This window comes from Pseudomonas sp. LABIM340, assembly GCF_040017195.2.
GTDB lineage: Bacteria > Pseudomonadota > Gammaproteobacteria > Pseudomonadales > Pseudomonadaceae > Pseudomonas.
On the sequence record NZ_CM200227.1, the window covers coordinates 772,191 to 790,963 of the forward strand.

Annotated in this window: 17 protein-coding genes; 8 read left to right on the forward strand and 9 right to left on the reverse strand. The window is 66.6% G+C overall.

Annotated features, from left to right (window positions below):
- Positions 1 to 18: 18 nt before the first annotated feature.
- From ybeY to miaB, 3 genes are all read right to left on the reverse strand, one after another.
- On the reverse strand, positions 19 to 480 hold the full coding sequence (ybeY, locus tag ABKS89_RS03815; RefSeq protein ID WP_348589712.1) for an rRNA maturation RNase YbeY: 462 nt from the start codon (positions 478 to 480) through the stop codon (positions 19 to 21).
- The gene (locus tag ABKS89_RS03820) at positions 473 to 1,474 is read right to left on the reverse strand and encodes a PhoH family protein (protein ID WP_138216933.1); all 1,002 of its coding nucleotides are present in this window, start codon (positions 1,472 to 1,474) and stop codon (positions 473 to 475) included. Before ABKS89_RS03820 ends, ybeY begins: the two co-directional genes overlap by 8 nt.
- Before the next feature lie 125 nt (positions 1,475 to 1,599).
- Positions 1,600 to 2,937: a tRNA (N6-isopentenyl adenosine(37)-C2)-methylthiotransferase MiaB gene (gene miaB, locus ABKS89_RS03825; protein ID WP_348589710.1), complete on the reverse strand. Its 1,338-nt coding sequence runs from the start codon at positions 2,935 to 2,937 to the stop codon at positions 1,600 to 1,602.
- Between the two features lie 136 nt (positions 2,938 to 3,073).
- Here miaB and ABKS89_RS03830 point away from each other — a divergent pair, with 136 nt between their 5' ends.
- On the forward strand, positions 3,074 to 3,406 hold the full coding sequence (locus ABKS89_RS03830; protein WP_138216935.1) for a DUF1820 family protein: 333 nt from the start codon (positions 3,074 to 3,076) through the stop codon (positions 3,404 to 3,406).
- A 142-nt stretch (positions 3,407 to 3,548) separates the two neighbouring features.
- Here the strand turns inward: ABKS89_RS03830 and ABKS89_RS03835 are convergent, their stop codons facing one another.
- From ABKS89_RS03835 to ABKS89_RS03850, 4 genes are all read right to left on the reverse strand, one after another.
- The gene (locus tag ABKS89_RS03835; protein WP_017521798.1) at positions 3,549 to 4,091 is read right to left on the reverse strand and encodes a tetratricopeptide repeat protein; all 543 of its coding nucleotides are present in this window, start codon (positions 4,089 to 4,091) and stop codon (positions 3,549 to 3,551) included.
- Positions 4,092 to 4,320: 229 nt separating this feature from the next.
- A complete protein-coding gene (gene hemL, locus ABKS89_RS03840; RefSeq protein ID WP_081517168.1) occupies positions 4,321 to 5,607 on the reverse strand; it encodes a glutamate-1-semialdehyde 2,1-aminomutase in 1,287 nt (428 codons plus the stop codon).
- Between the two features lie 41 nt (positions 5,608 to 5,648).
- Positions 5,649 to 6,278 carry a thiamine phosphate synthase gene (gene thiE / locus ABKS89_RS03845; protein WP_348589708.1) on the reverse strand — a complete coding sequence of 210 codons (630 nt, stop codon included), beginning with the start codon at positions 6,276 to 6,278 and terminating at the stop codon, positions 5,649 to 5,651.
- Positions 6,279 to 6,294: 16 nt separating this feature from the next.
- Positions 6,295 to 7,092 carry a hydroxymethylpyrimidine/phosphomethylpyrimidine kinase gene (locus ABKS89_RS03850; protein WP_138216938.1) on the reverse strand — a complete coding sequence of 266 codons (798 nt, stop codon included), beginning with the start codon at positions 7,090 to 7,092 and terminating at the stop codon, positions 6,295 to 6,297.
- Between the two features lie 208 nt (positions 7,093 to 7,300).
- On the opposite strand from ABKS89_RS03850, the gene ABKS89_RS03855 reads away from it, so the two are divergent.
- Positions 7,301 to 9,691, forward strand: a complete 2,391-nt coding sequence (locus tag ABKS89_RS03855; protein ID WP_348589707.1) for a hybrid sensor histidine kinase/response regulator — start codon at positions 7,301 to 7,303, stop codon at positions 9,689 to 9,691.
- 223 nt (positions 9,692 to 9,914) lie between these two features.
- Here ABKS89_RS03855 and ABKS89_RS03860 read toward each other — a convergent pair whose 3' ends face one another.
- Positions 9,915 to 10,934: a branched-chain amino acid aminotransferase gene (locus ABKS89_RS03860; RefSeq protein ID WP_192404775.1), complete on the reverse strand. Its 1,020-nt coding sequence runs from the start codon at positions 10,932 to 10,934 to the stop codon at positions 9,915 to 9,917.
- Positions 10,935 to 11,306: 372 nt separating this feature from the next.
- On the reverse strand, positions 11,307 to 12,122 hold the full coding sequence (locus tag ABKS89_RS03865; RefSeq protein WP_348589706.1) for an IclR family transcriptional regulator: 816 nt from the start codon (positions 12,120 to 12,122) through the stop codon (positions 11,307 to 11,309).
- 141 nt (positions 12,123 to 12,263) lie between these two features.
- Between ABKS89_RS03865 and ABKS89_RS03870 the strand changes: the two genes are divergently transcribed.
- From ABKS89_RS03870 to ABKS89_RS03895, 6 genes are all read left to right on the forward strand, one after another.
- Complete coding sequence (locus tag ABKS89_RS03870) at positions 12,264 to 12,650, forward strand: Zn-ribbon domain-containing OB-fold protein (RefSeq protein WP_348589704.1); 387 nt, start codon at positions 12,264 to 12,266, stop codon at positions 12,648 to 12,650.
- Positions 12,647 to 13,798 (forward strand): thiolase family protein, encoded by a 1,152-nt coding sequence (locus ABKS89_RS03875; RefSeq protein ID WP_348589703.1) that lies wholly within the window; start codon positions 12,647 to 12,649, stop codon positions 13,796 to 13,798. The genes ABKS89_RS03870 and ABKS89_RS03875 overlap by 4 nt, the downstream gene beginning before the upstream one ends.
- Positions 13,799 to 13,910: 112 nt before the next feature.
- Positions 13,911 to 16,046, forward strand: a complete 2,136-nt coding sequence (locus ABKS89_RS03880) for an acetate--CoA ligase family protein (protein WP_192224575.1) — start codon at positions 13,911 to 13,913, stop codon at positions 16,044 to 16,046.
- Positions 16,030 to 16,911 (forward strand): MaoC/PaaZ C-terminal domain-containing protein, encoded by an 882-nt coding sequence (locus ABKS89_RS03885; protein WP_081518147.1) that lies wholly within the window; start codon positions 16,030 to 16,032, stop codon positions 16,909 to 16,911. Before ABKS89_RS03880 ends, ABKS89_RS03885 begins: the two co-directional genes overlap by 17 nt.
- A 39-nt stretch (positions 16,912 to 16,950) precedes the next feature.
- Positions 16,951 to 18,318, forward strand: coding sequence for an MFS transporter (locus ABKS89_RS03890; RefSeq protein WP_151189319.1), 1,368 nt, complete (start codon positions 16,951 to 16,953; stop codon positions 18,316 to 18,318).
- Between the two features lie 50 nt (positions 18,319 to 18,368).
- The gene (locus ABKS89_RS03895) at positions 18,369 to 18,773 is read left to right on the forward strand and encodes a PaaI family thioesterase (RefSeq protein ID WP_348589790.1); all 405 of its coding nucleotides are present in this window, start codon (positions 18,369 to 18,371) and stop codon (positions 18,771 to 18,773) included.

An 18,773-nucleotide genomic window follows, 5' to 3' on the forward strand; every position in this document is an offset into this window, starting at 1 on the left:
TTCCTTGCTCGGTGGCTTTTATTCTTCATCGGCCGCGTACGGGTCCGGGTGACCCAGTTCGGCCAGCAATTCCCGTTCCAGGCCTTCCATCTCCTCGGCTTCTTCGTCTTCGATGTGATCGTAGCCGAGCAGGTGGAGGCAGCCATGGATGACGAGGTGGGCCCAGTGGGCCTCGGCGGACTTGCCCTGTTCGGCGGCCTCGCGGGTGACTACGGGGGCGCAGATCACCAGGTCGCCGAGCAGCGGGATGTCCAGCAGCTCATCGGGAACATCGGCGGGAAAGGACAGTACGTTGGTGGCGTAGTCCTTGTGTCGCCAGGTCTTGTTCAGTTCGCGCCCTTCTGTTTCGTCCACCAGGCGGATGGTGAGTTCCGAATCATTCTGGCGCTGGCGCAGGGCCAGTTCGCACCAGTGGCGGAACTGCGCTTCGCTCGGCAGGCCGGGCGCTTCGGAGGCGATCTGCAGGTCCAGTTCAAGCATGCTTGTTGCCCTGGCCTTCCACGCCGGTCAGGCGGTTCTCGTAGGCGTCGTAGGCATCGACGATGCGCTGCACCAGCGGGTGGCGCACGACGTCCTTGGACTTGAAGTGGGTGAAGCTGATGCCGGGGACGTCGCGCAGCACTTCCATCACGTGCTTCAGGCCGGAGCGGGTGCCTTTGGGCAGGTCGACCTGGGTGACGTCGCCGGTGATCACCGCGGTGGAACCGAAGCCGATCCGGGTGAGGAACATCTTCATCTGTTCCATCGTGGTGTTCTGGCTTTCGTCGAGGATGATGAAGCTGTTGCTCAGCGTGCGGCCGCGCATATAGGCCAGCGGCGCGACTTCGATCACCTGGCGCTCGATCAGCTTGGCCACGGTCTCGAAGCCGAGCATCTCATACAGCGCGTCATACAGCGGGCGCAGGTAGGGGTCGATCTTCTGCGACAGGTCGCCGGGCAGGAAGCCGAGCTTCTCGCCGGCTTCGACCGCCGGGCGCACCAGCAGGATGCGGCGAATCTGCTCGCGCTCCAGGGCGTCCACGGCGCAGGCCACGGCGAGGTAGGTCTTGCCGGTGCCGGCCGGGCCGATGCCGAAGTTGATGTCGTGGTCGAGGATGGCCTTCACGTAGCGCTGCTGGTTCGCACCGCGCGGGCGGATGTGCGCCTGGCGGGTCTTGAGCGTGACGAGTGGGGCGGCGGGCTCCACGGAGAGCTCTTCCAGGCCGGACTCCTGCAGGAACAGGTGGACCATGTCAGGCGTCAGCTCGGTGCCGTTCTGCACTTCGCGGTAGAGGCGTTGCAGGAGGTTTTCGGCCGCCTGGGTGCGCTCGGGGTCACCGACCAGTTCGAACTGGTTGCCGCGGTTGCGGATCTCGATGCCGAGGCGCTTCTCGATCTGGTGCAGGTGTTCGTCGAACTGGCCGCACAGGTTGGCGAAGCTGCGGGCCTCGAAGGGCTCGAGCATGAAACGATGGATATCCAGGGGGGCGTTCAAGGTGTTGTCTAAGTCGCCGTGCTTCAAAGGGAGATGGTCGAAGAATAACCCCACGCGACCGAGTACGAAAGTTCAGTCGCCAATGGGGTAGTCAACGGTCGGTCGTCAGTGACGTGCTTCTACGGTCAGTGACGTGCTTCCACCAGGGTCGCGCGCAGGGAGTTGGGCAGCGCCTCGTAGATTTCCACGTCGACGAACTGGCCGATCAGGCGCGGATTGTCGCAGCGGAAGTTGACCACGCGGTTGTTCTCGGTGCGGCCCTGCAATTGGCCGGGGTCGCGCTTGGCGTAATCGGTGACGAGGATGCGCTGGATGCTGCCGACCATCCGTCGGCTGATCTCGAAGCCCTGGTGGTTGAGGCGGCTGTTGAGCGTCAGCAGGCGTTGCTTCTTCACCTCGTCCGGGGTGTCGTCGGCCAGGTCGGCGGCCGGGGTGCCCGGGCGCGAGCTGTAGATGAAGGAGAACGAGTAATCGAAGCCGACGTCTTCGACCAGCTTCAGGGTCTGCTCGAAGTCTTTCTCGGTTTCGCCGGGGAAGCCGATGATGAAGTCCGAGCTGATGCAGATGTCCGGCACCGCCGCCTTCAGCTTGCGAATGCGCGACTTGAACTCCAGCGCGGTGTGGTTGCGCTTCATCGCCGCGAGGATGCGGTCGGAGCCAGCCTGCACCGGCAGGTGGACGAACTTCACCAGTTGCGGCACTTCGGCGTGGGCGGCGATCAGCGAGTCGGAGAATTCCAGCGGGTGCGAGGTGGTGTAGCGGATGCGCTCGATGCCATCGACCTCGGCGACCACGCGGATCAGCTCGGCGAAGTCGGCTATGCGCCCGTCATGGGTCGGGCCGCGGTAGCCGTTGACGTTCTGGCCGAGCAGGGTGACTTCCTTCACGCCGTTCTCGGCCAGGTGGATCACCTCGGCGAGCACATCATCGAACGGCCGGCTGACTTCCTCGCCGCGGGTGTAGGGCACCACGCAGAAGGTGCAGTACTTGCTGCAACCTTCCATCACCGAGACGAACGCGGTGGGGCCGTCGACGCGGGGCTCGGGCAGGCGGTCGAACTTCTCGATCTCCGGGAAGGACACGTCCACCTGCGGTTTGCGCGTGGTGCGGGCGGCGTCGATCATCTCCGGCAGGCGGTGCAGGGTCTGCGGGCCGAACACCACGTCGACATACGGCGCGCGCTCGCGGATTGCCGCGCCTTCCTGGCTGGCCACGCAGCCACCGACGCCGATCACCAGGTTCGGGTTCTGCTGCTTCAGCGTGCGCCAGGCGCCCAGTTCGGAGAACACCTTTTCCTGGGCCTTCTCGCGGATCGAGCAGGTATTGAGCAGGATGACGTCGGCTTCTTCGGCCTTTTCGGTGATTTCCAGGGCCTGGTGTTCACCCAGCAGGTCGGCCATGCGCGAGCTGTCGTACTCGTTCATCTGGCAACCGTGGGTCTGGATGAAAAGCTTCTTGGCCATGCAACCTGTCTTGAGCTGGTTAAAAAATGACCGCGCATTATAAGCCCCGAGGCGCGCATCTACCAGCGGCGGGCTTGAGGAGCGGCTGTCTGTGCTATGCTGCGTGCCCTTTTTGCAAAGCTGTCATCCTTCGTTCATGAGCAAGCGCGAGAACCCGATCTACAAGGTGGTCTTCCTCAACCAGGGCCAGGTGTACGAGATGTACGCCAAGCAGATCTACCAGAGCGATCTGTGGGGCTTCCTGGAGATCGAGGAGTTCGTCTTCGGCGAGCGCACCCAGGTGGTGGTGGACCCCAGCGAGGAGAAGCTCAAGGCGCAGTTCGACGGCGTCATCCGCAGCTTCGTGCCGCTGCATTCGATCATCCGCATCGACGAAGTGGAGCGCCTGGGCACCGCGAAGATCAGCGAGGCCAAGCCCAGCGGCAACGTGATGCCGTTCCCCATGCCGATGCCCGGCAAGGACAACTGACGCTCGGCTCTTCATGCAGGAGCGAGCTTGCTCGCGAATCACCCGGCAGTAGGGCGAATAACCTGGAGCAGGTTATTCGCCGGGTCATTGCGGCGGATAACGCCGGCGCGTTGTGCGCCCTGCGAGAGCAAGTCGGTGTGAATCAGGGCAGCGGCGAGAACGGTGAGTTGCCGGCGGTCTGCAGTTCGATCAGGTAGTTGCGGAAGATCTGTCCGAGCACCTTGGTGGCGATGTCCAGTTCGTCCTTGTTCATCTGCTCGGCGACCAGGTCGGCGCTGTCCATGGCGTCTTCGGCGCCGTTGACCGCAGCCATCTTCAGCACGATGTAGGCCTGCACGTTGTTGGCCTTCACGCCTTCGCCGCGGAAGAACATTGTGCCCAGGCGCAGCTGTGCGTCGGCGTGGCCTTGCAGCGAAGCCTTTTCGTACCAGTGCAGGGCGGCCTGGAAGTCGCGCGGGGCGCGTTCGCCCGTATAAAAGAATTCCCCCAGTTCGAACTGTGCCTGTGCGTCGCCGGCGTTGGCGGCCTGCTGGCAGCTGGCCAGTGCCTGTTGCAGCTGTTCGGGCACAGTGTTCAGGGTGCAGCGTCCGGTGGCTGGAATCAGCAGCGAGTTGCCGCCCGCCTGAGTGAACAGGGGCAGTGCGAGCAACAGGCAACCCAGCAGGGTGCGACCGGAACGGTACATGGGGAGAAACGGCCTCCAGGATCGGGGCGGGTAAAACCCGGCCAGCGAAATGCGCCAGCCTTCACATTATGAAATAAGCAGGCGCTTCCTTACAAAGTCTTTACCTTCTTTTCTGTTTTTTTGCTGGAAACGGCTGCAACGGCGGGATGAGTGTAACGCGGACATAAAGCTCCGAAAGCATCGGAACAGAGCGGAAGGCGCCCGTTCGGGCGCCTTCGCGAGGGGCGGCTTACTTGAGCGCGGCGAAAGCGCGCTCGGCGGCGTCCAGGGTCAGTTTCAGCTCGGTTTCGCCGTGGGCGATGGAGGTGAAGCCAGCTTCGAAGGCGCTCGGGGCCAGGTAGATGCCGGCGTCCAGCATCAGGTGGAAGAAGCGCTTGAAGCGTTCGGCATCGCTGGTCATCACGTCGTCGAAGGTGACGATGTCATCGGCGCCGGTGAAGTACAGGCCGAACATCGCGGCACCCGCCTGGGTGGTCACGAAGGGAATGCCGGCGGCGTCGGCGCGCTCCTGCAGGCCTTGCAGCATGCGGGTGGTGTAGGTGGTCAGTTCGTCGTGGAAGCCGGGGCGGCTGATCAGGCGCAGGGTGGTCAGGCCGGCGGCCATGGCCAGCGGGTTGCCCGACAGGGTGCCAGCCTGGTAGACCGGGCCGAGCGGGGAAATCTGCTCCATGATCTGGCGCTTGCCGCCGAAGGCGCCCACCGGCATGCCGCCGCCGATGATCTTGCCGAAGGTCGACAGGTCCGGGGTGATGCCGTAGTGCGCCTGGGCGCCGCCCAGGGCTACGCGGAAGCCGGTCATCACTTCGTCGAAGATCAGCACCACGCCGTGCTTATCGCACAGGCTGCGCAGGCCTTCCAGGAAGCCCGGGGCCGGCGGCACGCAGTTCATGTTGCCGGCGACCGGTTCGACGATGATGCAGGCCACGTCCTTGCCGACTTCGGCCAGAGTCTTCTCGACGGCGGCGATGTCGTTGTAGGGCAGGGTCAGGGTGTGCTTGGCGAAGGCCGCCGGCACGCCGGGGGAGTTCGGCACGCCGAAAGTCAGGGCGCCGGAACCGGCCTTCACCAGCAGGCTGTCGGAGTGGCCGTGGTAGCAGCCCTCGAACTTGATGATGCTGTCGCGGCCGGTGTAGCCGCGGGCCAGGCGAATGGCGCTCATGGTGGCTTCGGTGCCTGAGCTGACCATGCGGACCATGTCCATGGACGGCACCAGGGAGCAGACCAGGTCGGCCATTTCCACTTCCAGGGCGGTCGGCGCGCCGTAGGACAGGCCGTGATCGAGCTGCTTGCGCACGGCGTCGAGGACGTCCGGGTGGCTGTGGCCGAGGATCATCGGGCCCCAGGAGCCGACGTAGTCGACATAGCGCTTGTCATCCTCGTCCACCACGTAGGCGCCTTCCGCGTGCTTGAAGAACAGCGGGGTGCCGCCGACGCTCTTGAACGCGCGCACCGGCGAGTTCACGCCACCGGGGATGTGTTTCTGGGCATTGGCGAAAAGCGTTTCGGAACGGGACATGCTGTACCTCGCGAAGCTGTGAAGGGCTGGGCGCGTGGCGCTCAGCGGGTTTCGAAGAGTTGGCTGAAGGCGCGCGCACGCTGTTCGACTTCGGCCGGAGAGTCGGCGGCGAACAGGGCGTGGATCACGGCGATCATGTCGGCGCCGCGGGCGATCAGCTCGGGCGCGTTATCCAGGGTAACGCCGCCGATGGCCACCAGCGGCACGTTGAAGCGGGCCTTGGCCTGTTCCAGCAGTTCGACGCTGGCGGCGGAGGCGCCGGGTTTGGTCTGGGAGGCGAAGAAGCGGCCGAAGGCGACGTAGCTGGCGCCCTCGGCGATGGCTTTCTCGGCCATCTCGAGGCTGGCGTGGCAGGTGCCGCCGATGACCGCGTCGCGGCCGAGCAGGGCGCGCGCGGCGGCCAGCGAGCCATCGGTCTGTCCCAGGTGCACGCTGACGCCCAGGCGCGCGGCCAGCTCGGCGTCATCGTTGATCAGCAGCGTGGCGCCGTAGCGTGCGCAAAGCTCGCGCAGGGCCTCGGCTTCGCGCAGGCGACGCGAGGCATCGTCGGATTTGTCACGGTACTGCAGCAGTTTTGCGCCGCCCTTCAGGGCGGCTTCGACGTAGGGCAGCAGGCGGCCGCCGTCGAGCAGCTGGCTGTCGGTGATGGCGTAGAGTCCGCGCAGTTTCATCAAGGCCTCGATCAGATCAGTTGCAGAAGTCCAGCGGCAGGCGGCGCGGCACGTATTGGCCGTGGCCGGGTGCTTCCGCGTCGCGCAGGGTGCGCCAGGTGTAGTCCAGGGCGCTGCGCACCGCGCTCACCAGTTCCTCGCCCAGGGCCAGGCGGCCGGCGAGGGTGCTCGCCAGGGTGCAGCCCGAGCCGTGGTAGCTGCCGGGCAGGCGCTGGCAGGTGAAGGTGTGGCGCTGGCCGTCGCGGGTATACAGTCGATTGTGCACCTCGGACTCGTCGCCATGGCCGCCGGTGATCAGCAGGGTCTGGATATAAGGCAGCAGCTTGTCGGCGCACTCGTCCGCGGTGCCCTCGGGCAGTTCGGCGAGGATGCGCGCTTCGGGCAGGTTCGGGGTAGCCACTGCGGCAATCGGCAGCAGGCGTTCACGCATGGCGTAGCCGACGTCGTCCTTGCCCAGCGAGCCGCCGCCACCGGCGCGCAGCACCGGGTCGCAGACCAGCGGGATGCCCGGCAGGGACTGCATGATCTCCACGACCGTGTCGACCATCTGCACCGAGCCGAGCATGCCCAGCTTGACCGCAGCCACCGACAGGTCGGCGATCACGGCGTTGGCCTGGGCCAGCACCCACTCGCGGTCGAGAACGCGGAAGTCGGAAACGTTGACGGTATCCTGAACGGTCAGCGCGGTGACGGTCGGCGCCGCGTGGCAGCCTTGGGCGATCAGGGCTTCGATATCGGCCTGCAGGCCGGCACCGCCACTGGGATCGTGGCCGGACAGGCAGAGCACTACTGGGCGGGAGGCAGGTGTTTTCATGGCGCGGGAGCTTATCACCAATTCGCCGCGCTGAGCTGACCGAACGGTCCAATGCGCATCGCCCGGCCGCGCCCTGCCCGGATGGTCGAATGCCACGTGGCACAAGGCCTGTGCTAGAGTTCGCCGATTCCAACACAACGCCTCCACGGCGCGCCAAAGCAGGGGATGGGGATCTCCGGCGCAGCTGTCGGCGGTACTGCGGGGCACCATGCGGCACTGGCTGATCTTCCTGATCCTTCTCATCCTCTCGCCAGTGGCGAGCGCCATCAGCTTCGACGAGCACGTCGGGCAACTGCCCCTGGGGCGGGCGATGGATGTCTTCGAGGACGTGCGCGGCACGGCCGATATCGCCGAGATCAGCTCGCCGGCGCTGGCTGCCAGTTTCCGCCACCATGAGCGTGACGTGCTCAATGCCGGCTATTCGCGCTCGGTGTTCTGGTTGCGCCTGGACCTGGACTACCAGCCCAAGGCCTCGAGCGACCCGGCCAACTGGCTGCTGGAGCTGGCCTACCCGCCGCTGGACAAGCTCGACCTCTACCTGCCCGACGGCCAGGGCGGCTTCAAGCTGGCCCAGCGCACCGGCGATACCCTGCCGTTCGACAGCCGGCCGATCCGCCAGAACAACTACCTATTCGACCTCAAGCTGGAGCCGGGCAAGCCGCTGCGCGTCTACCTGCGCCTGGAAAGCCAGGGCTCGATCCAGGCGCCGTTGACGCTCTGGTCGTCCAAGGCCTACCTGGAAGAGCAGCCGGGGCGCATCTATGTGCTGGGCATCATCTACGGCGTGCTGCTGGTGATGCTGATCTACAACCTGTTCATCTTCCTCAGCGTCCGCGACACCAGCTACCTCTATTACATCCTTTATATAGCCTCGTTCGGCTTCTACCAGGTCTCGGTCAACGGTGCGGGCATCGAGTACTTCTGGCCGAACAATCCCTGGTGGGCCAACGCCGCCACGCCCTTCCTGATCGGTTCGGCCGGCCTGTTCGGCTGCCAGTTCGCCCGCAGCTTCCTGCATACCCGCGAGCACAGCCTGTGGATCGACCGCATCCTGCGGGTGCTGATGGGCGTCGGTGCACTGGTGATGGTGCTGGCGCTGACCGTCAGCTACGCCATCGCCCTGCGCCTGGCCACCTACCTGGCGCTGGCCTTTACCGTGGTGATCTTCACCGCCGGTATCGTCGCCTGGCTGCGCGGCATGCGTGTGGCGCGCTACTTCATCTTCGCCTGGAGCGCCTTCCTGCTCGGTGGGGTCATCAACACGCTGATGGTGCTGGGCTTCCTGCCCAACATCTTCCTGACCATGTACGCCAGCCAGATCGGTTCGGCGCTGGAGGTCGGCCTGCTGTCCCTGGCGCTGGCGGACCGCATCAATGCCATGAAGGAGGAGCGCACGCGCATCCTCCAGGAAACCAGCCGCAAACTGGAGCAGCTGAACCTGGAGCTGGCCAGCAGTAACCGCCTGAAGGACGAATTCCTCGCCACCGTCACCCACGAACTGCGTACTCCCATGAGTGGGGTGATCGGTTCGCTGGAGCTGATGCAGACGGTGCCCATGGACATCGAGCTGGCGCAGTACCACAAGACCGCCACCGGCTCGGCGCGCGACATGATGCGCATGGTCAACGACATCCTCGCGCTGATCGAGTTGCAGGCCGGCAAGCTTTACCCGCGCCGCGAGCCGTTCAGCCTGCGCGGCCTGTGCGACGGTCTGCGCGCGCAGTACGCGCCGCGTGCCGAAGAGCGCGGGCTGCGCTTCGTCCTGCAGCTGGACGAGAGCCTGCCCGACACCCTCGAGGGCGATGCCGGCAAGCTCACCCAGGCGCTGGGCTACCTGATCGACAACGCCATCAAGTTCACCCATCAGGGCGGCGTGCACCTGCGGGTTGCCGGTGTGCCGAACAGCGAAGGGCTGGCGTTGCGTATCGAGGTGCAGGACAGCGGCATCGGCTTCTCGACGCCGCCGGATGGCGCGTTGTACCAGCGCTTCTTCCAGCTCGACGGATCGCTGACCCGCGAGTACGGCGGCCTTGGTATTGGCCTGGCGCTGACCCGCAAGCTGGTCGCGCTGCTGGGTGGCACCCTGACCCACGAATCCATGCCGGGGCAGGGCAGCCGCTTTGCCCTGGAGCTGCAGGTCGGCCAGCCGGTGCAGGGCATTGCGCCGCCGCCGCGTCGTGCGGGCGGTCAGGTGCTGCGCAGTCCCGACCAGTGCACCGTGCTGGTGGTGGAGGACAACGCCATCAACCAGCTGGTGATCCGCGGCATGCTGCTCAAGCTCGGTTACCGCGTGCGCACGGCCGACAACGGCGCCGAAGCCATCGAGCTGCTGCGTCGGGAAGCCATCGACACCGTGCTGCTGGATTGCCAGATGCCGGTGATGGACGGCTTCGCCACCTGCCGGGCGATCCGCACGCTGCCGCGTTGCGCCGACCTGCCGGTGCTGGCGATCACCGCCCATAGCCACAGCGGCGACCGCGAGCGCTGCCTGGCTGCGGGGATGAGCGATTACATGGCCAAGCCGGTGAAGTTCGAGGAGCTGCAGGCGCTGTTGCATGACTGGCTGCTGTGCCAGCCGGCGCTGCCCAGTCCCGCCTGACGGAAGGGGCGGCGTCTCCTGTAGGAGAAACTGTCTTCTTCTGAAAGTCCGTGCCTAGGATTTTCCCTCTCCCAAACCCTCTCCCTTCAGGGAGAGGGCGGGGGAGAGGGCCTGCCCGAGCGTAGAAGTATCCGTAGCAGCGGGCAGCCCCTCTATCGGCCCAAACAAAAACGCCGCACTACCTTCCGGTAGCGCGGCGTCTGTTTTTCGGTAAGCGGTCAGGTCAGACCTTGACGACCCAGCCTTCCGGGCCTTCCACGTCACCCTTCTGGATGCCGGTCAGCTCTTCGTAGAGGCGACGGGTCACCGGGCCGACGTCTTCGCGGCTGAAGAATACGTGCAGGTTGTCCTTGTACTGGATGCCGCCGATCGGGGTGATCACCGCCGCGGTACCGCAGGCGCCGGCTTCCTTGAAGCGGGCCAGGTCGTCGATCTGCACGTCGCCTTCGACCACTTTCAGGCCCAGGCGCTGTTCGGCCAGTTGCATCAGCGACAGGCGGGTGATGCCCGGCAGTACGGAGCTGGAGCGCGGGGTGACGAACTCGTTGTCGTGGGTGATGGCGAAGAAGTTGGCCGAGCCCACTTCCTCGATGCGGCTGTGGGTGGCCGGGTCGAGGTAGATGCAGTCGGCGAAGCCTTCTTTCTTGGCCTGGGCGCCCGGCATCAGGCTGGCAGCGTAGTTGCCGCCGACCTTGGCGGCGCCGGTGCCGTTGGGCGCGGCGCGGTCGTAGGTGGAGATCACGAAGTCATGCGGCTTCATGCCGCCCTTGAAGTAGGCGCCGACCGGGATGCAGAACACCGAGAAGATGAATTCCGGGGCCGGGCGCACGCCGATGTTGTCGCCCACGCCGATCACGAACGGGCGCAGGTACAGCGCGCCGCCGGAGCCGTACGGGGGGATGAAGCGCTCGTTGGCGCGCACGACCTGCTTGCAGGCCTCGATGAACTGCTCTTCGGACACCTGCGGCATCAGCACGCGAGCGCAGCTGCGGGCCATGCGCGCGGCGTTCTGGTCCGGGCGGAACAGGTTGATCGAGCCGTCCTTGCAGCGGTAGGCCTTCAGGCCTTCGAAGCACTGCTGGCCGTAGTGCAGGGCGGAGGAGCCCTCGCTGATATGCAGGGTGTTGTCTTCGGTCAGCTTGCCGTCGTCCCACAGACCATCGCGCCAGTGGGAGATGTAGCGGAAGTCGGTCTTGATGTAATCGAATCCGAGCGTGCCCCAATCGATGTCTTTCTGTTCCATGGTTGCCTCATTCAATGGGATTACCTGCGGCTGCCGCGAGCCATGCAAGGCCGGCGAACATCCGGGCAGAAGGTTTGGCGGGCTCTGGCGGCGGGCTGCCCGAATCGCAAGGGATTCGGGCGTGCGGCGGGAACGGTGTTCTCCGCGGGATGGTCACCGCCAGGACTCCATCAAGACTTGCCATGATACCGGCGATAGTCGCGGCTGTGGGCCCCTGGCGGCGAATATCGCTGCCATCAGTCGCATCGGGAATGCAGCGACACGGGCGCCGGCGCGCGGGGTTCCGCTGTGCGGTTTCGCGCCGGGGCTGCCGTTTCCGTTGAAATCATCCATTCACATGAATGTCATTCCATATGATGAATGATCTTCAGGTTATTTCGCCGGGCTGGTGGAGCTCTGCGGGAACAGCGAGCGGCTGATGAAGCGGGCCGTCTCGTGCAGGCTGGCGCCGATCTGCTCCAGCTTCTCGCGGTCGTGCTGGGCGCTGATGCCGATGCCGGAAATGATGAAGCGCGGCTGACGGTCGTGGTCGATGATTGCGCTGGCGACCATGCTGACGCCGCGATACAGGTGGTCCTGGTCGATGGCCCAGCCGCGCTCCAGAGCGGCGGCGGCGTCGCTGCGGTACTCCTCGAAACTCGGCGGATTCTCCCAGCGTACGCGAGTCAGGCGACGTCGCAGCTCATCCTCCGGAAGGTTGCGCAGCCCGGCGATGCAGCGCCCGGCGGCGCCCACCAGTTCCGGCAGGCGCGAGCCCACGGCGACGTTGACGTGCGCCACGGTCGGCGCGGACACGGCGATCACGCGGATGTGCGCATCGTCGGTGACCTGCCACAGGGTGATCAGGATGTGGTGGCTGGTGCTCAGGCGCTCCAGCTCCGGCTGGATCAGGTCGGCGTAGCTGCGGCCGATGAAGCTCACTGCCAGCTCCGACAGGCCCAGGCCCAGGCGGTAGGTCTTGGTCTCGTTGTCGAACGAGGTCAGCTGTTCGTTGCTCAGTGTGCGCAGGATATTGAAGGTGGTGCTCGGGCTGATGCCGGTGGCGCGGGCGATGGCGGTAGCGCCTTCGGGGCCTTCGGCGTTGGCCAGGTGGCGCAGGATCTGGATGGCGTTCACCACGGCGCCGACATCCTTGGCGCCGCCGGTGCGTTTGCTGCTGGCTTCTTCGACGGTCTTTTCAGTGGTCATATTCTGTATTCTGATTGACATTCAGTATCGTGAATGTATTCTGACCCTGCGACGCCTGCAACGGCTTCTGTGAAGCTGGCTTGGCATGGGCGGTAACGCACTTTGCAACAAAGGCAGAACAAGAACAAAGGAGAAACCTCAATGGTGGATTTCCCCGACCGCAACATGCCAGGGCCAGAGGCGCAGTACCTTGCCTTCCTCGCCCAGGGGCGCTTCATGTTGCAGCGCAGTGCCTCCACCGGCCGGCATGTGTTCTACCCGCGCATCCAGGTGCCCGGCAGCGGCGAAACGGACCTGGAATGGGTCCCAGCCAGTGGCCTGGGCACCCTTTATGCCCTGACCGTCAACCGCGCCCGCAGCGGTGACTACAACGTCGCCCTGGTCGACCTCGACGAAGGCGTGCGCATGATGTCGCGCATCGAAGGTCACCTCAGTCTGCCAATCGGCACCCGTCTCAAGGCGCGCATCGCTCAGCAGGACAGCGGCCCCGCCGTCGTCTTCGAACCCCTGACGGAGGCACAGTCATGAGCCAGGTCCTGCGCGGCAAGACCGCCATCGTCGGCATCGGCAGCGCCGGTATCGGCGAAGCCCACGGCTACAGCGCCATGGAACTGCTCGGCCAGGCCTCGATGAAGGCCATCGCCGACGCGGGGCTTGCGCTCTCGGACATCGACGCGGTGTTCTCGGCCACCAGCTCCCACGCCTTCCCGACGCTCTCGGTCTGCGAATACCTCGGCATCAAGCCGAAATTCGTCGACGGCACCAACGTCGGCGGCTCCAGCTTCGAGCTGCACCTGTTGCAGGCGACCCTGGCCCTGGAAGCCGGTCTGTGTGATGCGGCGCTGATCTGCTACGGCTCCAATCAGCGCACTGCCGGCGGCAAGCTGGTGTCGATGAGCGAGCCGCAGTGGCACGAGACGCCCTACCAGCCGCGCCACCCGATCACCGCCTACGCCCTGGCTGCCAGCCGCCACATGCATCAATACGGCACTACCCGCGAGCACCTGGCCGAAGTGGCCGTGGCGGCGCGCGGTTGGGCCAACCTGAACCCCGAGGCCTTTGCCCGTGGCCCGCTGAGCATCGATGAGGTGCTCGCCGCACGGATGGTCAGCGACCCGCTGAGCAAGGCCGACTGCTGCCTGGTCACCGATGGCGGCGGCGCCTGCGTGATGGTGCGTGCCGACCGCGCGCGCGACCTGCCCAAAGCGCCGATCTACTTCCTCGGCGCCGCCGGCGCGCAGTGGCACCGCTCCATCGTCGCCATGCCCGACCTCACCGTCACCGCCGCTTCCGAGAGCGGCCCGCGCGCCATGCAGATGGCCGGGGTGCAGCACGCGGACATCGACCTGGTGATGGTCTACGACGCCTTCACCATCAATACGATCCTGTTCCTCGAAGACCTCGGCTTCTGCCCGAAGGGCGAGGGTGGCCGCTTCGTCCAGGGCGGACGCATCGCCCCCGGCGGCGAGCTGGCGGTGAACACCAACGGCGGCGGGCTGTCCTGTGTGCATCCGGGCATGTACGGCATGTTCCTGATCATCGAGGCGGTCACCCAGCTGCGCCGCCAGGCCGGTGAGCGCCAGCTGAAGAAGGCCGACGTGGCACTGCTGCACGGCAACGGCGGGACCTTGTCCAGCCAAGTCACCGCGCTGCTCGGCACCCAAGCGGTGCTTTGACATTCGGGCACAACGCTCCCGGTGGCTGCTTCCCGCAGCCCGCCGTGGACGCGTTCGCCCTCGCGCCGGCACACAAGCTCCCGGCACCCGCATTTTGTTCAGGTGGAACGTCATGTCAGTGAGTCACTTGCAACACACCGGTTTCTCCAGCCTCACCCCCCTGGTGCAGCCGCGCTCGGTCGCCGTGGTCGGCGCCTCCAGCGACCCGCACCGCATCGGCGGTCGCCCCATCGCCTACATGCTGCGCAACGGCTTCAGCGGGCGCATCCTGCCGGTGAACCCCAACCGCACCGAGATCCAGGGCCTGCCGGCCTACGCCAGCGTCGATGCGCTGCCCGAGGCGCCGGACGTGGCGATCATCGCGGTGCCGGCGCCGCAGGTGCTGGAGACCGTCCAGGCGCTGGGCCGCAAGGGCGCGCGCAGCGCCATCGTGTTCTCCTCCGGCTTCAGCGAAGTCGGCGAGGAAGGCGTGGCCATGCAGGACGCTATCGTCGAAGCCGCCCGCGCGGCGAACATGCGCCTGCTGGGGCCGAACGCGCTGGGCGTGTTCAACGCCAACCTGGGCTACTACGCCTTCTTCTCCACCAGCCTGGAACGCGGCATTCCGCTGGCCGGGCGGGTCGGCATCGCCACCCAGTCCGGCGCCTACGGGGCGCACCTGCTCGGCCTGTCGCGGCAGCGCGGGCTGGGCACGCCGATCTGCGTCGCCACCGGCAACGAAGCCGACGTCACCCTGGGCGATGCCATCGGCTGGCTGGTGGAGTCGCCGGAGATCGACGTGGTCATGGCCTACGCCGAATCCATCCGCAACGTCGACAGCTTCCTCGCCGCCCTCGAAGCGGCTCATCGCGCCGGCAAGCCGGTGATCCTGCACAAGGTCGGGCGCAGCGAGCTGGGCGGCCGCGCGGCCATGTCGCACACCGCCTCCCTGGCGGGTGATGACAAGGTGCTCGACGCGGTGCTGGCCGACTACGCGGTGGTCCGCGCGCGCACCACCGAGGAGCTGGTGGACATCGCCTACCTCGCCACCCAGCGCATCTACCCGGTGAACAACAGCCTGGGGATGATCACCGTCAGCGGTGGCGCCGGCATCATCGTCAGCGACGCCGCCGAGGACTTCGGCCTGCCCATGCCGCCGATGCCCGAAGCGGCCCAGGCACGCCTGAAGCAGCGCCTGCACTACGCCTCACCACTCAACCCGGTGGACTGCACCGCCCAGGCGCTCAACGACCTGAGCCTGGTGCACGACTTCACCGAGTCCATGGTGGTGGACGGTGGCTACCGCTCGCTGATCGCCTTCTTCACCCAGGCCGGCACCGCCGCCTCCATTGGCCCGCGCCTCGCCGAGCAGTTCGCGCGGATCAAGGTCGATCACCCGGACCGCCTGTTCGTGGTCTCGGTGATGGGCGAGGGCGAGGAGCTGGCGCCGTACCAGAAGGCCGGCTTCGCCCTGTTCGAGGACCCGACCCGCGCGGTGCGCGCCATCCAGGCCATGGGCCAGTTGGGCGAAGCCTTCGCCCGCCCGCTGCGCAGGATTCCCGCGCCCGGCGGCGTCGAGCTGCCGGCCAGCACGCCCGGTGAGGCCGAAGCCAAGCAATTGCTGGCGCGCGCCGGTATCGAATCGGCGCCCGAGCGGGTGCTGAAAAGTGCGGCGGAAGCCGCCGCCTTCGCCGAGCAGATCGGCTTCCCGGTGGTGCTGAAAATCGCCTCGGCGGACATCCTGCACAAGTCGGAAATCGGCGGCGTGCTGCTCAACGTCAGCAGCTCCCAGGCCGTGCGCGAAGGCTACGATCTGCTGCTGCAACGCGCTGCCGAACATGCGCCGAACGCCCGCCTCGACGGCGTGCTGGTGGCCCGTCAGCTGCAGGGTGGCGTGGAGTGCTTCATGGGTATCCAGCGCGACCCGCAGTTCGGACCAGTAGCCGTGTTCGGTCTCGGCGGCATCTTCGTCGAAGTGCTCAAGGACGTGGTGTTCCGCCGCTGCCCGTTCGGCGTCGACGAGGCCGAGCAGATGATCCGCAGCATCAAGGGCGCACCGCTGCTGCTGGGCGCCCGGGGTCGCCCGGTGACCGACATCCAGGCGCTGTCGCGGGTGCTCGCGCAGCTCTCGCAGTTCGCCGCCGAGGCCGGTCCGCGCCTGCGTTCGGTCGACCTCAACCCGGTCTTCGCCATGCCCGAGGGGCAGGGCGCGTGGGCCGCCGATGCGGTGCTGGAAGTGGAGGAGGTGGCCCATGGCGCTGAATCCTGAGCACCTGCTGAACTACCCGATCCCCGAAGTGCGGCAGCGTTTCAGCCGCCAGGACAGCGCTTTCTACGCGCTGTCGGTGGGCCTCGGCGCCGACCCGATGGATGAGCACCAGCTGACCTTCGTCGACGCCAACCGCGACCTCCAGGCGCTGCCCTGCATGGCCGTGGTGCTCGGCCATCCCGGCTTCTGGCTGGGCAACCCGGACACCGGCGTCGATGCGCTGCGCCTGGTCCATGGCGAGCAAAGTATCGAGTGGCTGAAACCGCTGCCGGTGGAAGGCGAAGTGATCGGCCGCACCCGCGTCACCGGTCTGGTGGACAAGGGAGCCGGCAAGGGCGCGCTGCTCTACAGCGAGAAGGTCGTCAGCGACGCGCAGAGCGGCGAGGTGCTGGCGATTGCCCGTGGCACCACTTTCCTGCGCGGTGACGGCGGCTTCGGCGGCGACAGTCAGTCGCTCAGCCAGCCGCACCGTCTGCCCGAGCAGGCGCCGGACCTGGTCATCGACTTGCCGACACGCCCGGAACAGGCGCTGCACTACCGCCTCAACGGCGACGACAACCCGATCCACGCCAGCCCCGCGGCGGCCGCTCGCGGTGGTTTCCCGCGGCCGATCCTGCACGGCCTGTGCACCCTCGGCGTGGCCTTCCATGCGCTGCTGCGCGGCTTCGCCGACTACCGCGCGGAGCGCTTCGCCCACCTGCAGGTGCGCTTCTCGGCACCGGTGTTCCCCGGCGAAACCCTGCGTACGGAAATCTGGAATGACGGCTCCTTCCGCACCCGCGTCGTCGAGCGCGACGTGGTGGTGCTGGACAACGGCCGCGTAAGCCTGACCCCGGAGGGTGGAGAACCAGCCGGGCGGGCCTAGCGCGACGACGACCTCAACCAACCTGCGAGAACAACAACAATGAACGCACCCGACAGCTTGGCCCAGAGCGCCGCGATACCGCGGCGGACCCTGGTGATCGCCTTCTTCTTCTGCTTCCTGGGTCTGCTCGCCGATGGCGCCGACCTGATGTTCCTCGCCTACAGCCTGAACAGCCTCAAGGCCGAGTTCGGCCTGTCCAACTTCGAGGCCGGCTCGCTGGGCAGCATCACCCTGGCCGGCATGGCCATCGGCGGCATCTACGGCGGCTGGGCGTGCGACCGCTTCGGCCGGGTGCGCGTGGTGACCTGGACCATCCTGGTGTTCTCCGTCGGTACCGCGCTGCTGGGCCTGGCGCACAACTACTGGGCCTTCGCACTGATCCGCTTCGTTTCCTCGCTGGGCCTGGGCTCGCTGTTCGTGGCCTGCAACATCCTGATGTCCGAGTTCGTCACCGCCAAGTACCGCACTACCATCCTGGCGACCATGCAGGCCGGCTGGACCGTGGGCTACCTGGTGGCGACCATCCTCGCCGGGCAGATCATCCCGGACTACGGCTGGCGCGCGCTGTTCTTCACCGCCATCGGCGCGGCGCTGATCTGCCTGGCGCTGCGGCCCTGGGTGCCGGAGTCGCCGTCCTGGCTGGCGGCTCGTGCGCAACGCGCGCAGCAGGCCAGCAGTCGCCAGCAGAGCGCGCCCAGCGGCGGCATGCGCCAATTGCTGGTCGATCCGTCCACCCGCCGCATGTTCGTGCTCTGGAGCATCACCTCGTGCTTCCTGCTGTTCGGCTACTACGGCACCAACAACTGGATGCCCTCGTACCTGGAAAGCGAGCTGGGCATGAACTTCAAGTCCATGACCGGCTACATGGTCGGCACCTACACCGCGATGATCCTCGGCAAGGTGCTCGCCGGGATCGCCTCGGACCGCTTCGGCCGCCGCGCCACCTTCGCCGCCGGCGCCATCGGCACCGCGATCTTCATGCCGGTGATCGTGTTCTGGCACACCCCGGACAACATCGTCTGGATCCTCGCGCTGTTCGGCTTCATCTACGGCGTACCGGTGGGCGTGCTGGCCACCTACATGACCGAGAGCTTCTCCACCCAGGTGCGCGGCGCCGCCGTGGGCACTTCCTACAACCTCGGCCGCATCGGCGCGGCGGTGGCCCCGGCGGCCATCGGCCTGCTGGCCTCCCACGTGTCCATCGGCGCGGGCTTCCTGGTCATGGGCATCACCTACGTCATCACCGGCCTGATCCCTGCGCTGATGATCCCCAACCGCCTGTATGACCCGAACCGCGAGGCGCGCAGCCCGCAGCCGGATGCCGCACCTGCAGCGCCCGCGCGCCCGGCGGTACAAGGCGTGGCCCGCCCGGTGGGTCAGCCTGCCACGGAGGAAAGCGTTCGATGACCGATCTCACCTCGACCCGCGCCGCTGCACCTGCTGAGGGTGGCCTGGAGATGTTCCCCAGCGGCCGCTTCACCTTCCAGGAGTTCCTTGGCCTGGAGCGCTGGATCGATGGCGACGTGGTGCGGGTGCGCCTGCCTCACCGCCCGGAGCTGATGAACTACATCGGCAGCTTCCACGGCGGCGTGCTGATGAGCGTGCTCGATGCCGCCATGGCCGGGGCGATCCGCGCGCAGATGCCGGGTTGCTCGATGGTCACCATCGACATGGCCACCCACTTCATGGGCAGCACCAGCGGCGAGATCAACGCCGTCGGCCGGGTGCTGCGGCGGACCCGCACGCTGTGCTTCTGCGCGGCGGAAATCTTCGACGGGGCCGGCGAACTGGTCGCCAGCGCCACCGGCAGTTTCAAGTACCGGCCCGCTGCGGCCGGCACTGTTCAACCGACACGGGAATGA

Bases quoted from the DNA above. Each gene is read 5' to 3' on its own strand.
- ybeY (WP_348589712.1), bottom strand. From the start codon at position 480: ATGCTTGAACTGGACCTGCAGATCGCCTCCGAAGCGCCCGGCCTGCCG.
- miaB (WP_348589710.1), bottom strand. From the start codon at position 2,937: ATGGCCAAGAAGCTTTTCATCCAGACCCACGGTTGCCAGATGAACGAG.
- ABKS89_RS03830 (WP_138216935.1), top strand. From the start codon at position 3,074: ATGAGCAAGCGCGAGAACCCGATCTACAAGGTGGTCTTCCTCAACCAG.
- ABKS89_RS03835 (WP_017521798.1), bottom strand. From the start codon at position 4,091: ATGTACCGTTCCGGTCGCACCCTGCTGGGTTGCCTGTTGCTCGCACTG.
- hemL (WP_081517168.1), bottom strand. From the start codon at position 5,607: ATGTCCCGTTCCGAAACGCTTTTCGCCAATGCCCAGAAACACATCCCC.
- thiE (WP_348589708.1), bottom strand. From the start codon at position 6,278: ATGAAACTGCGCGGACTCTACGCCATCACCGACAGCCAGCTGCTCGAC.
- ABKS89_RS03850 (WP_138216938.1), bottom strand. From the start codon at position 7,092: ATGAAAACACCTGCCTCCCGCCCAGTAGTGCTCTGCCTGTCCGGCCAC.
- ABKS89_RS03855 (WP_348589707.1), top strand. From the start codon at position 7,301: ATGCGGCACTGGCTGATCTTCCTGATCCTTCTCATCCTCTCGCCAGTG.
- ABKS89_RS03860 (WP_192404775.1), bottom strand. From the start codon at position 10,934: ATGGAACAGAAAGACATCGATTGGGGCACGCTCGGATTCGATTACATC.
- ABKS89_RS03865 (WP_348589706.1), bottom strand. From the start codon at position 12,122: ATGACCACTGAAAAGACCGTCGAAGAAGCCAGCAGCAAACGCACCGGC.
- ABKS89_RS03870 (WP_348589704.1), top strand. From the start codon at position 12,264: ATGGTGGATTTCCCCGACCGCAACATGCCAGGGCCAGAGGCGCAGTAC.
- ABKS89_RS03875 (WP_348589703.1), top strand. From the start codon at position 12,647: ATGAGCCAGGTCCTGCGCGGCAAGACCGCCATCGTCGGCATCGGCAGC.
- ABKS89_RS03880 (WP_192224575.1), top strand. From the start codon at position 13,911: ATGTCAGTGAGTCACTTGCAACACACCGGTTTCTCCAGCCTCACCCCC.
- ABKS89_RS03885 (WP_081518147.1), top strand. From the start codon at position 16,030: ATGGCGCTGAATCCTGAGCACCTGCTGAACTACCCGATCCCCGAAGTG.
- ABKS89_RS03890 (WP_151189319.1), top strand. From the start codon at position 16,951: ATGAACGCACCCGACAGCTTGGCCCAGAGCGCCGCGATACCGCGGCGG.
- ABKS89_RS03895 (WP_348589790.1), top strand. From the start codon at position 18,369: ATGTTCCCCAGCGGCCGCTTCACCTTCCAGGAGTTCCTTGGCCTGGAG.